The following is a 12,453-nucleotide window of genomic DNA, read 5'->3' as shown; positions in this document are numbered from 1 at the left end:
CCCTCGTCAGGGAATCTTGTTCAGGGGCGGGGGCTTGGTGGGGTCCCATTCGAGGAGGTCGACCTCGGTCGGTGGAGTGCCGACGTCGGCCGGGAGCCGGAATGTCTTGATTTCGTGCGGGTTGACGACCGTGTCGAAGGAGCGGCCCAGGACGGTGATCGTGACCTCGGCGGGTCGGCCCGCGGTTTCGTAGGCGCGGAGGATCGTGGCGCCGTCGTTGTCCTCGGCTCGTTTGAGGACCGAGACGACCACGGTGTCGGAGCCGGTCACCGTCAGATAGGACTGCGCCGGCGGCAACGGACCGGCGTGGAAGCACTCGATCAGCGGTGTCACCCGCTGGTTGAGCTCGGCGGCGCGGCGCACCACGGCGGCCGACCGCCAGTCCTGGTCGTGCGGGAGCAACCGGTAGGTGAAGTGCTGAATCCCCTGATCCAGGTACTCGTACACGCCGTCCTCGTCCAGCTGCCGCGGATCGTGCCAGGCGTAGACGGGGGAGCGCACTGCCGTCATCGCGAGCACGGACCGGCCGCTCGTCGTACCGTCGACCGCGAACGAGTACTTTCCGTCGTTGAGCACGGCCACGCCGCCGTTCGCTCCGGAGACGTCGACCCACGCGTGAGAGGGGACCTCCTCGCGGTTCTGCTCGCGGACGAGATGGCCGTACGGGATCTCGTGTGTCGCGACCGACTGCGGCACCGCGAAGGGGAAGCAGAGCTTCAGCGCTTTCAGACGTTCCCGCCAGTCCACCGTCACGCGGACCTCGACGGCATCCGAGCCAGCGTCCAGCACGAACTCCTCGACCAGCCGCGAGTCCCCGTACGTCGACTCCACCCGGATCAACTGGCGCACCGGACCGTCGGCGAGCCGTCGCACCCGCGTGACCGCGAAAACGCCCGTGGTTTTCCACAGCGAACGCACGCCATGGCTCCAGGTGTCGGTGTCGTCATCGATCACCTGCGCATGCGGGACTCCGGAAGCGAGCAGGTTGGGCCCGTCCGCTGTCGCCAGCGAGCGCAGCCAGCCGGTTGCCGGATCGACCTCTGCCTGCACCAGGCCGTTGTCGAGCGTCATCCGGTCGTCGGCCGGCGCACCCAGATGGTACGTCGCTTCGCCCGGCCGCATCGTGAACAGCTGGTACCCGAGCGGTGGGACGCCGGCCGTGAACGCGATCCGGCGCCGCCCGTTCGCGGTCGCCGCCGATCGGATCTCCTGCACGTCGAGGACCCGGCCGTCGAGGCCTTCACGGAGCTCGATCGCTCCGCGCAGCGGGGCCGGATAGCCGAGCTCGAGTTCCACCGTCGCGGTTACCGGCCAGGCGTGCGGATTGAACACCACGACCGGCACCATCGAGGACTCCGCCGGGATGTCGACCTGCCGGGCGATCGACTGGATCGACCGGTTCGCCAGCCGGGCGGCGATCGCTTTCGCCTCGCCGAGCTGATCGCGCGCGTCGTCGTACGCCGGCTCGATCGCCGTCCCCGCGGCGATGTCGTGGAACTGGTTGAAAAGCACCTGTTTCCAGGCGTGGCCGAGCTCTGCGGTCGCGTCCGGGAGACCGGCGACGTGGGCGGCGATCGTTGTCCACTTCTCGGCCGCGAGCAACGCCTGCTCGGCCAGCCGGTTCTGCCGTTTCACGCCGGAATGGGCGGCGTAGCAGCCGATCGCGTGCGGTTGCAGCTCGGTCGGATGGACCGGGATGCCGTCGAAGGAACGGGCCTCGTCGAAGAACCGGCGCATCGTCGACGGGAACATCTCCGGGTACAGATCCCGCTCGGCGAGTCGTTTGATCGACTCGATGTTCTCGATCGTCGGACCACCGCCGTGGTTGCCGACGCCGTAGAAGACCATCAGCGGTTCGGTTGTCACTGGCAACTGTTGCAGCGCCTTGGTGACGTGGCCGGAGATCTCGCCGCCGGGCGAGCAGTACTCGTGTGGGATCCGGTAGGCCAGTACGCGAGAGCCGTCCGGGGACTGCCACCAGAACTTCTGGCCGGGTAGCTCCCGCTCGTGCGCCTGCGGCCGGAGGAACGCATACGAATCCAGCCGCGACTTGCTGAGCAGTTGGGGGAGCGTGGCGTTGTGACCGAACGGGTCGACGTTGCACCCGACGGTCGCGATCACGCCCAGGTGCTCCGCGAGCCAGCGCTGCGAGTAGAGCGCGTGCCGGGCGAACGCCTCACCACCCGGGATGTTGCAGTCCGGCTCCACCCACCAGCCGCCGACGATCTCGAAGCGACCCTCGGCGACGCGCTTGCGGATGCGCTCGAACAGCCCCGGATCGTGCTCGTCGATCCAGGCGAAGTACGCGACCGAGTCGGCGGTGAAGACGTAGTCCGGGTACTCGTCCATTCGATCCAGGGCCGAGCGGAACGTCGCCCTGGCCTCCTGGTAGCCCTCCTGCCACTGCCAGAGCCACACCGCGTCGATGTGGGCGTTGCCGATCATGTGCAGCGGACCGCGATGGGTCATGGATGCTCCCCGGGGTCGGAGGATGTTCCGGCGGGTGTGTCGAACGCCCACCGGTCGACGAGTTCGCTGACGAGATGGAGAGCGAGAACGTGCATCTCCTGGATACGTGCGGTTTCCTCGGCCGGTACTACGATCGCGAGGTCGGCATCGGCCGCGAGGTCCTTGCCACGGAGCGAGGTGAACGCGACGGAGCAGGCGCCGTTGGCCCGCGCCGCCGCGAGACCCTTGACCACGGTTGGTGAGGTCCCGGACGTGCTGAAGCCGACGACCATGTCCTGTGGACGGACGAGCGCCGTCACCTGCCGGGCGAACACGTCGTCGTACGTGTAGTCGTTGGCGATACAGCTGACCACCGCGGCGTCACCGATCAGCGCGACCGCGGGGAGTGGCCGGCGTTCGCGCAGATAGCGGCCGATCAGTTCACCGGCGAGGTGCTGCGCGTCGGCCGCGGATCCGCCGTTGCCGAAGGTGTACAGCACGCCGCCGGATGCCAGCCGCCGGATCAGTTCGTCCGCGACGGCCTGCACCTGGGGGAGTTGTGACCGCATCGCGGCCGCCACCTCCGAGTGCCGGTCCAGTTGACCGTCGAGCAGTCCGTGGAGTTCGGTGATCATGACGCCTCCAGGCGCTCGTAGGCGATCGCTGCCGCACCTAGCACGCCGACCGCGTCACCATGCCTGCTGAGTACGACGTCACACGCCCGCGCCGCCGGCGGCATCGCCTGCCGCAGCGCGGCTTCTCGCACCGGACCGAGGAGTTGCGCCCCGGCCCGAGTCACTCCGCCACCCAGCACGACGAGTTGCGGCTCGCAGACGTTGATCAGTACGGCGACCATCCGGCCGAGCATCGCGGTCGTCTCGTCCCAGACGGCGCGCGCGACCGGATCGCCCGCCCGCGCGTGGTCCGCGACGTCCTTCGCCGTCACGGTCAGACCGGCGAGCGACGAGTCCGATCCGGCCGCCGCTTCGGTGGCCCGGCGCGCGATCGACGTACCGGACACGTAGGCCTCGGCGCAGCCGCGGGCGCCGCAGCCGCAGAGCCGACCCTGCCAGTCGACGACCACGTGTCCCAGCTCTCCGCCCTGCCGGGCGGCGCCGTGGAACAGTTGGCCCGAGCTGACGATCCCACCACCGAAACCGGTGGAGACCGTGAGGTAGACGAGGTTCTCCACGCCCCAGCCACCCCAGCGGTATTCGCCGAGCGCCGCCGCGGTCGCGTCGTTCTCGAGATGGACGGGAAGGCCGAACCGCTCAGCGACCATCCGGCCGAGTGGCACCGCGTCCCAACCGGGCAATCCAGGTGGCCCCAGGATCACCCCGTTCTCGGGGTCGAGCGGGCCGCCGCAGCCGACACCGACTGCCGCGAGCGGCAGTGCAGAGCCGCCGGTCCCAGTCCCGCCGAGCGTGCCGACCGGCAGCCCTGCATCGGTCGCCGCCTGCTCGCCGAGATCCAGCAGGCGTTTGACGACCGCGGTGGGACCTTCGTCCACCGCGGTCTCGATCTGGCGGAACGACCGTACGGTGCCGTCCGGGGTGACGACGCCGGCGGCGAGTTTGGTCCCGCCGACGTCGAGGGCGAGGACAGCCTGCTGCTGAGGCACACTCAGCCTTTCTGCGCGGTCGTGGCCACGCCGTCGAGGATGTAGCGCTGACCGAAGGCGAACAGGATGATCATCGGCACCACGGCGATCACGCTGGCCGCCACCGCGATCTCCCACTCGTAGTGCCCGGAGAGTGCGAAGGCGTCGATGATCTGCTTCAGGCCGCGCGGCATCGTGAAGTACTCCGGTGTCTGCAGGTAGATCAGGGGTTTCAGCAGATCGGACCAGCTCGCCTTGAACTCGAAGACGAACACGATCACCAGGGCCGGCTTGCAGAGCGGGAAGGCGATCCGCCGGAACAGGCCGAAGTAGCTGCAGCCGTCGACCCGGGCGGCCTCGAACAACTCGCGCGGGATGCCGAGGAAGAACTGCCGGAGCAGGAAGACGTAGAACGCGGAGCCGAACAGGTTCTGCGCCCAGAGCGGGATCTGGGTGTCGATCATGCCGAGCTTGTTCCAGATCAGGTAGACCGGGATCATCGTCACCGCACCGGGCAGCATCATCGTCGAGAGCAGGATGCCGAACAGGATGTTCCGGCCGCGGAAGCGGAAGTACGCGAACCCGAAGGCGACCAGCGCACTCGACAGCGTCACGGTCGCGGCGGCCATGAACCCCACCGTCAACGAGTTGGTCAGCCAGCGCAGTACCGGAGCCGTGTCCCAGACCTGGACGTAGTTCGAAGGCTGGAAGATCTCCGGGACGAGCCGGTTGTCGAACACCTGTGACCGTGGCTTCAGCGACGCCGACACCAGCCACACCAGCGGGTAGACGAACGCGATCGTCGCCAGCGTCAGGAACACGAAGAACGGCAAGCGTCTCCAGGGGAAGGTCATCAGCGCTCCCCGTGGTAGTACACGTAGCGGTTGCCGATCCGGACCTGCAGGAACGTGATCAGCATGATGATCACGAACAGCAGCCAGGCCATCGCCGAGGCGAAGCCCATCTTGAAGAACTGGAAGGCGTTCTGGAACAGGTAGACCATGTAGACGAGGGACTCGTCGGACGCGGTCGCCTTCTGCTGCGGTCCGTAGAACATCGTGTAGGCCTGGTCGAACATCTGCATCGCCGCGATCGTGTGCGTGATCACCGTGAAGAACAGCGCTCCGGAGATCATCGGCAGGGTGATCCTGAAGAACCGCGTCACCGGACCGGCCCCGTCCAGCTCGGCCGCCTCGTACAGCTGCTTGGGTACGCCGTTCAGCGCGGCCAGGTAGATGATGACGGTGCCGCCGACGGTCCACAGGCTGACGATCGCGAGTGACGGTTTCAGCCAGTGGGGATCGGCCGTCCAGTTCGGCCCGTTGATCCCGAACCAGCCGAGGACCTTGTTGATCAGCCCCTGTTGCCCGTTCAGCAACAGCAGGAACATCGCGCCGGCCGCGACGGCGGGCGTCATCTCCGGCAGGTAGAAGGCGGTCCGGAAGAAGCCGCCGGCCTTACCCACCCGCTGCAGCATCATCGCCAGCGCGAGCGCGAAGACCATGCCGAGCGGCACGAACATCGCCGCGTACACGAAGGTGTTGCTGAGCGACTTGAGCACCCGCGGGTCGTCGAACAGCTCGCGGTAGTTGTCCAGCCCGACCGCGTGCGGTGCCTGGATCATCTGGTAGTCGGTGAACGACAGCACCAGACTGGCGATCATCGGCCCCGCGGTGAAGATCAGGAACCCGAGCACCCACGGCGAGATGAACAGCAGTCCGGCACGGTCCTCGCGCTTGGCCAGCGGGCTGCGCTTCGGCCGCCGCCGGCGACGCTCGGGCTCGGTCTCCCCGGGCGCCACCGGACGCTCGACTGTGGTCGTCATCCGCTCAGCCCTGGCTGGCCTTGTCGAAGGCGGCCTTGGCCTCGGCCTGTGCCTGGTCGAGAGCGGCCTGCGGGGTCGCGGATCCGGCCAGCGCCTTGGCCACGGCGCTCTTCCAGGCGGCATCGATCTCCGCGCCGGCCGGCGACGGGTTCAGCGTCTTCGCCTTGTCCAGCACGTCGTAGTAGTTCTTGATCGCGGCATCGAACCCGGCGTCACCGCTCGGCTTCAGGTACTTCGCCTTGATCTGCTCGTCGGCCACCTTGTTCCCGGTGAACAAGCCGGTGAAGAACGTCTTGTTCTTGGCGACGGTCTGCATCCGCGCCGCCGCGGCCTTCATCCAGGTGTCCGTCGACGTCATCGTCTTCGCCCACTCGCAGGCGGCGGCCGGGTTCTTCGCACCCTTCGGGATCACCCAGGCCGAGCCACCGATCGTGCTGATCGGCTGCCCCTGCCGGTCGGTGAACGGCGTCGACTGCAGCTTCAGCCCGTTCGCCCGGGCGTCCAGGAGCACGTTGACGTACCAGTTCTCGATCGGGAACGCGGCCAGCTGGTCCTTGGTGAACTGGTTCTTGGCGCCGAACAGGTCGAAGGTGTCCCGGAAGGTCTTGAAGTTCGACCAGCCGCCCTGGTCGTTGATCAGTTTGATCGTGTACTGCAGCGCCTCGACCGCCTTCGGGTCGTTCAGGTTCGGCTCGCCGCCGGGCTTGACCAGCTCGGCGCCGTTCGCCATCGCCCAGAGCGGGAAGAAGTCCGGCATCTTCGGGTCGTAGCCGATCCGCGCCGGGCGGCCGTTCTTCGCCTTGTAGAGCTTCTTCGCGGTGGCCTCGAGCTTGTCCCAGTCGGTGGTCTGGATGTCACCGACCTGCACGCCGGCCGACGCCAGCGCGGGCTGGCTGATCAGGTTCGTCGACACCGTGTAGAACTCGGGGATGCCGTAGGTCTTGTCCTTCAGCTTGACCTCGTTGAGCGCGGCGGCGAAGTACTGTGTGGTATCGATTCCACTGTTCTTGACGCAATCGTCCAGCGGCTGGATCGCACCCTTGGCGGCGTACGTCCCGACCAGGTTGCGGGCCATGTAGACGACATCCGGCGGGTTGCCGCTGGACACCGCGGTGAGGAACTGCTGGGCGTCGAAATCACCCTTGTTGTTCTGCACCGTGACACCTGGGAACGCGGTCTTGAAGGCGGTGATCCGGGACTGCGCGACCTCGTCCTCACCACTGAAACCCATGATTTTCAGGGCTCCGGTCGGGGTCGAGCCCGCCGAGCTCTGGCCGCTGCTCCCGCCGCCGGCATCCTTCTTCCCGACGCCGGCGCAGGCGGTGAGAGCGAGCGCTCCGGCCGCGAGCACCACGGGAACGCGCAGGTGCTTCATGGGTTGCTCCTAACGTCGGCAAGGGACGAGCGGCGGATTGTGGCATCGATGCCACATTCCGGATGCCAGGAACCGTACGGGCGCGGTCGGGCCGCGTCAAGACGTGGTCGCCGCCCTTGTGGACAACCGTCGAGCGTCAGCGCGGGGCGGGTCCGGTGGAGCCGCGGACGACCAGCCGGGCCGGCACCTTGACCAGCCGGCGCCGGGCCGGCAGTTCGCCCCGGATCCGGGCGAGCAGCAGGCGCGCGCAGCTACGGCCCATCTCGACCGTGCTCTGGTCGACCGTCGTCAGAGCCGGCTGGACCAGCGACATCCACGGCACGTCGTCGTACGCCGCCAGGCTGATCTGCCGCGGGACCTTCAGCCGCCGGTCCTTCACCTCGGCCAGCGCGCCCTGGGCGAGCACGTTGTTCGCCGAGATGATCGCGGTGACCTCGTGGTCGTTGAGCAGCTTGCGTGTCGTCAGCTGTGCCGCGTTCGCGTCGAAGCTGGTGTACGCGATCAGGTCCTCGTCGACGTCGAGCTGGTTGTCGGCGTGTGCGGCCCGGAACCCGGCCAGCCGGCCCGCACCGGTCGACCACTTCGTCTCGTCGATCAGCAGTCCGATCCGCGTGTGCCCCAGGGAGATCAGATGCTCCGTCAGCTCCCGCGCACCAGTCTTGTTGTCACTCAGTACGACGTCACCGTTCGACCGACCGAGCTCCCGGTCGGCGCAGACGACGTGGACTCCGTTGTCCTGCAGCACCTGTGGACACTTCGCGGTCACCGGCGTCACGATCACGCCGGGCACCCGCATCGCCAGCAGTGTCTCGGCGGCCCGCATCTCCTCCGCGGGATCGCCGTTGTCGTTGACCAGAACCATCTGGTACTCCGCCGCGCGCAGCTCCTCCTCGATCCCGGCGGCGAGGTCGGCGTAGAACGAGTTCCGCAGGTCCGAGATGAGTACGCCGATCGACGTCGACGTCCGGCTGCGCAGGTTGCGGGCGTTGTGGTCGGTCACGTACCCGATCCGGTCGGCTGCCGCTCGGACCCGCGCCCGTACGGCGGGAGACGCGTACCCGCGGGTGTGCAGTGCACGCGACACGGTCGACGGAGAGACACCGGCCTCGCGGGCGACGTCCTGCACCGTGGGACGACGTACCGGCGGCTGCGTCGGCTGTGGTGCTACCGCGCGTGCCGCCTGCTGCCCCCGGGGACTCATGGCCGCAGTCTAGATGCTCCCGCGTGCTCTGTACCGGCTCCACGTGTCCGTGACCGCCTCGTAGTCCTCGGCGCGGAAGTCGTAGCGATCGGTGTCGGTGCCGTCCACGTAGTACAGCGCGGGAACCCCCAGCGAGTCCTGTATCTGCAGGTAGCCGCGCCATTCGGCGTGACTCGGCATCATCCACCCGTCGGTGTCCACGCCGAGCTCGGGCAGCACCGATCGGACCACTCCGGCCCGGTAGGTCATGTGACGCGCTACATAGCCCGGTTCGGCCGAGTGATCGTGCAGTACGTCGTTCAGCCGGATCATGTCCGTGACATCGAGGAACGCCGGGTTGGGGGTGTGGGTGATGACCAGGGCGTCCGGTTTGACCTGCTTGGCCGTGTCGTAGACGAGGCGCAGTTGCTCGTGGAGCAGGGCCGCGCCCCACCGTGCACCGCTGTGCCGCAGCGAGGAGCCGGACGGCGTACGTGCCGTGAAGTCGATCTTGAACCCGTCGGCGTTCAGCCCGTCGGCCGAGAGCATGTAGGTCACGGCATCCGTGATCAGCTCGACGCAGGCCTGGGACTCCGCATCCAGCCCGACCGGCGCGCCGTCCTGGTCAGTGATGCACGCCTCGACCGGAGCGCCTTCGTAATCCCACGCCTTCCACCACAGCAGTACGCGCTGCCCCGCAGCATGTCGTCCGGCGATCCACCCGGCCAGATCGGACCAGCGATCCGGGTCGGGGCGACAGGTCGCGTAAGACCCCTGCCACTTGTCGTCGATCACTACTGTCTCGGGCACGATGCCCCGCCCGGCGAGGGTCGCCAGGAACGTGTCGTAGTTCGCCTGCGTGGCCAGCGGTTGTGGTGCCTGATCGGTGCGGACGCCCAGCGCACACTGTGCGCCCCAGCCACAGAAGATCGTCCCCGACCACCACTCCGGCCGCTCGACGGCCCGCTCCGGTACGACGCCTGCAGCGTCGAGCAGTGCGCGGTGCTGAACGAGCACGTCCTCCGCTGAAGTGCCAGCAAGATGTACGACGAGAGCGGGGGTCGTGAAGGTGCCGTCGACCACGGTGTGACCCTCATAGTCGAGTTGGAGACTGAACCCACCGGACACGGGGCGATAGTGGTAGCTGGTGAAGTTCTGCTCCGCTACCGGCGCAACAACGCTGAACCCGACCCACTCCGACTCGGCTGCTGCGGCGAAGCACCAGGGCGCCGGGGTGAACAGCCAGCGTTCGATGCCTGGTTCACCACCCTCACCGCACACGCTGATCGTCGCCGCCTCGGTCGCGTCCCGAACAACTCTCGTCGGATGGTCCGGGTTCGGTGAGTACACCTGGCGTAAGGCCGATCCGCTTGGCAGGAACCCGCGTGGCGTCCGGCGTCCGCCCAGCAGATGCACGTCGGTCAGCCGGCCCTGCCCAGTCACAGTCGTCTGCACTTCGATCCGGTCCGCCAGGAAACGTGTTGTCGTCACCCGGCTCTCCCAGACCGAGCTGCGCGCAGTCGCCGTGACCACGCCGTCGGCCACTGACTCGATCTCCAGCGAGGAGCTCTCGTCGAAGCCGCCCACCGTGTCCAGCGAGGCGAACAATCGCAGCTTGAACAGCTCGTGTCCGTCCCGGCTGACGGTTGCATACGCCTTCGCGGCGTTCACATCCACGGAGTAGTCCACCAGGGTTCCTCTCAGGAAAGGCGTACGTCGACGAGGGCCTCGGCCAGCTGCCCCAGATAGATCCCGTCCCGCGTGATCCCGGCCGCGATAGGCACCTGCCGGACCGGCCTGGTCACCCGCGGAATCACGACGAACTCAGCCGCATCGACCCGCTGGCACTCCCAGTCCGCGGGCACCACCAGGTCCGCCGGCACACTGACTCGCACGGTGAACGGCTGCCCGTTCACAGCATGCACGCGGTACGGCGAGATTCGCACGGCGCCCGTGAACACCGGGTCCTCCGGCGGCAGCAACGCCCGGTGCACCCGGGCGACTTCGTCGCCGAGTCGCGTCAGCTCGTCCAGATAGGCCGGAGTCACCGCGCGCGGGTCCCAGTGGCCAGAGATCATCAGGTCCGGCCGAAGGCGTTGATAGAGCGCAGCCGACGCGGCGTAGTCGTCCGCGCCGAAGGCGTTCGCGTACTGGAAGTTCGGGATCTCGGCGGCCACACCAGGCTCCCAGCTACCGGTCTGCTGGTCGCCTGTTGCCAGCACCCGCTGTCCGTCCACCTCGAACCCGATCGCCGACGCGTAGAGCGTGTGGCCGGGCAGGTCGTACAGCGACAGCTCGTACTCGCGCCACCGGAGGCCGGCGCCGTTCGGGACGTGCTGGGCGCACGGAATCGGCTCGAACCACAGGCACGGCAGGTCGTAGTCGGTCGGGTTCTCCAGAACCTGCGCCACGGGACCGGCGGCCCACACCTCGGTGCCTTGCACCTCCCGCAGCAGGTTGAACGCGGCAACATGGTCGTCGTGGTAGTGCGTCGGGATCGCCACCTCGACCCGCTCGATTCCGTAGTCCCGCTGCAGAGCGCGCAGGCTGGGCAGCCAGGGCCGAACCGTGTGCCGGGGGCCGCCGACCGGGATGCTCGTCGTCAGGTCGTAGCCGTAGTCGATGAGCAGCGCCGTACCGGAGTCGCTCAGCAGTGCGTAGCTGCGGGACTCGCTGGTTCGGTTCATCAGCAGGTGGGGGCTCAGTTCGACGTACGGATCCTCGAGCTTGTCGAGCAGACCGCTCGGTGCCCCGAGCCGGACGCGGACGAGGTCCTGCAGTGCGGAACAGGTTGCCCGCACAGCAGTCGCCGGATCGTCCATCCGTGCACCATGGCTGGGCAGGAGAGCCCTTGGCTCGTAGTCGAGTAGTTGCGCGAGCGAGGCCATGGTCATGGCGGCGCCCTCCATCCCGACGTACGACCACTGCAGTGCGGCGGCCGACCACACCTTCCCCGGGCTGTGGATGAGGTCACCGGTGAACGCGTAGCCGTCGATCAGGTAGCTGACGCTCCCCGGTGTGTGCCCGGGCGTCGGCACCGTCCGCACTGTCAGATGGCCGATCCGCGATGTGCTGTAGTCCTTCATCACGCCGGTCACCGGCACCGGCCCGAGCAACGAGAACCGGTCGGTGTGCAGATCGTAGTTGTGCACCAGACCCCGTCGCAGCCAATGATGACCGACGTCCGCGATCAGCTCCTCCTCGTGCGCCGGCACCCAGATCCGCGTCCCGGTGGCCGCCAGCAGCGGCAGTCCCTCCACCTGGTCGCGGTGGTGATGGGTGACCAGCACGTCGGTCACCCGGTCCACGCCGTACGACGCGAGCCGCTCGAGCCACCGTCCGCTTCCGGCGTCGACCGCCACCGCGGTGCGCGACCGCGGGTCGACGAGGAGGTACACCAAACAGCTGTCCTCGATGGTGTGGATGATCACAGCAGCACACCCTAGGCGAGGTCTGGAATCGATTCCACCTCCGGCCGAGCCGGTCAGAGGTCGGCGAGCGCCTCGGCGATCGTCGCGTAGATGCGGAACTGACCGCCCAGACCGGTCACACTCAGCGGACGGTCGACCGGGCGGCCGACGCCGACCAGGGCGAGCGGGATGTTGTGCCGGCCGGCCAGGTTGCGGGCCTCGACCAGATTCCCGAGTCCGGCGGAGCTGCAGAAGGTGACCGCGGAGACGTCGATCAGCACCAGCCGCGCGGGTGGTGCGACCGCGGTGCGGATCGCCTGCGCGGCGTCGTCGGTGCTCGCGATGTCGATCTCGCCGGACAGCCGGACCAGCAGGACTCCAGGCTCCAGTTCCTCGGTGACCGCATCGAAAGTAGTTCTGATCATGTCGCCGTCCCGCGGCTCTGGCTGGCTGGTCACGCGGGTTCTCCCCCGGGGTAGCGCCACGAACGCGGGTCCTGGCGGAAATGGAACTGCCCTGTACGCACACCGTATGCCCCAACGCGCGAGCGTCACAACGGGTTCGCCACGGATGACCCCGGAGCGTGACCTCGGGACTGTAAGCGCTGTCGGGGCT

General features: G+C 68.0%; 10 protein-coding genes. All 10 read right to left on the bottom strand.

The annotated features are described in order from the left end of the window. Positions 1–6: 6 nt before the first annotated feature. The 10 genes from ACFYRH_RS01890 to ACFYRH_RS01845 all read right to left on the bottom strand — a co-directional run bounded on the left by ACFYRH_RS01890 (position 7) and on the right by ACFYRH_RS01845 (position 12,296). On the bottom strand, positions 7–2,469 hold the full coding sequence (locus ACFYRH_RS01890) for an alpha-mannosidase (RefSeq protein ID WP_387766550.1): 2,463 nt from the start codon (positions 2,467–2,469) through the stop codon (positions 7–9). Then, entirely contained in the window at positions 2,466–3,083 is a 618-nt protein-coding gene (locus ACFYRH_RS01885) for an SIS domain-containing protein (RefSeq protein ID WP_387766547.1), read from the bottom strand. The genes ACFYRH_RS01890 and ACFYRH_RS01885 overlap by 4 nt, the downstream gene beginning before the upstream one ends. Further along, on the bottom strand, positions 3,080–4,069 hold the full coding sequence (locus ACFYRH_RS01880) for an ROK family protein (RefSeq protein ID WP_387766544.1): 990 nt from the start codon (positions 4,067–4,069) through the stop codon (positions 3,080–3,082). Before ACFYRH_RS01880 ends, ACFYRH_RS01885 begins: the two co-directional genes overlap by 4 nt. 2 nt (positions 4,070–4,071) lie before the next feature. After that, complete coding sequence (locus ACFYRH_RS01875) at positions 4,072–4,902, bottom strand: carbohydrate ABC transporter permease (RefSeq protein ID WP_387766541.1); 831 nt, start codon at positions 4,900–4,902, stop codon at positions 4,072–4,074. Continuing rightward, positions 4,902–5,873: a carbohydrate ABC transporter permease gene (locus ACFYRH_RS01870; RefSeq protein WP_387766538.1), complete on the bottom strand. Its 972-nt coding sequence runs from the start codon at positions 5,871–5,873 to the stop codon at positions 4,902–4,904. Before ACFYRH_RS01870 ends, ACFYRH_RS01875 begins: the two co-directional genes overlap by 1 nt. 4 nt (positions 5,874–5,877) lie before the next feature. Next, complete coding sequence (locus ACFYRH_RS01865) at positions 5,878–7,248, bottom strand: extracellular solute-binding protein (RefSeq protein ID WP_387766535.1); 1,371 nt, start codon at positions 7,246–7,248, stop codon at positions 5,878–5,880. A gap of 136 nt (positions 7,249–7,384) precedes the next feature. Continuing rightward, a complete protein-coding gene (locus tag ACFYRH_RS01860; RefSeq protein ID WP_387766532.1) occupies positions 7,385–8,449 on the bottom strand; it encodes a LacI family DNA-binding transcriptional regulator in 1,065 nt (354 codons plus the stop codon). A 9-nt stretch (positions 8,450–8,458) separates the two neighbouring features. Next, positions 8,459–10,117, bottom strand: a complete 1,659-nt coding sequence (locus ACFYRH_RS01855; protein ID WP_387766529.1) for a hypothetical protein — start codon at positions 10,115–10,117, stop codon at positions 8,459–8,461. 11 nt (positions 10,118–10,128) lie between these two features. Then, positions 10,129–11,859, bottom strand: coding sequence for an MBL fold metallo-hydrolase (locus ACFYRH_RS01850; RefSeq protein WP_387766526.1), 1,731 nt, complete (start codon positions 11,857–11,859; stop codon positions 10,129–10,131). Between the two features lie 53 nt (positions 11,860–11,912). Next, complete coding sequence (locus tag ACFYRH_RS01845) at positions 11,913–12,296, bottom strand: STAS domain-containing protein (protein ID WP_387766523.1); 384 nt, start codon at positions 12,294–12,296, stop codon at positions 11,913–11,915. Between the last annotated feature and the right edge of the window lie 157 nt (positions 12,297–12,453).

Origin of the sequence: Kribbella sp. NPDC004875, assembly GCF_042873375.1 — a bacterium.
Taxonomy (GTDB): domain Bacteria; phylum Actinomycetota; class Actinomycetes; order Propionibacteriales; family Kribbellaceae; genus Kribbella.
Note: the sequence above shows the minus strand (reverse complement) of the source record. Positions and strands in the feature narration are given on the sequence as shown.

Excerpts from the sequence above, each read along its gene's own strand:
- ACFYRH_RS01890 (WP_387766550.1), bottom strand. The coding sequence starts at position 2,469 with ATGACCCATCGCGGTCCGCTGCACATGATCGGCAACGCCCACATCGAC.
- ACFYRH_RS01885 (WP_387766547.1), bottom strand. The coding sequence starts at position 3,083 with ATGATCACCGAACTCCACGGACTGCTCGACGGTCAACTGGACCGGCAC.
- ACFYRH_RS01875 (WP_387766541.1), bottom strand. The coding sequence starts at position 4,902 with ATGACCTTCCCCTGGAGACGCTTGCCGTTCTTCGTGTTCCTGACGCTG.
- ACFYRH_RS01870 (WP_387766538.1), bottom strand. The coding sequence starts at position 5,873 with ATGACGACCACAGTCGAGCGTCCGGTGGCGCCCGGGGAGACCGAGCCC.
- ACFYRH_RS01865 (WP_387766535.1), bottom strand. The coding sequence starts at position 7,248 with ATGAAGCACCTGCGCGTTCCCGTGGTGCTCGCGGCCGGAGCGCTCGCT.
- ACFYRH_RS01860 (WP_387766532.1), bottom strand. The coding sequence starts at position 8,449 with ATGAGTCCCCGGGGGCAGCAGGCGGCACGCGCGGTAGCACCACAGCCG.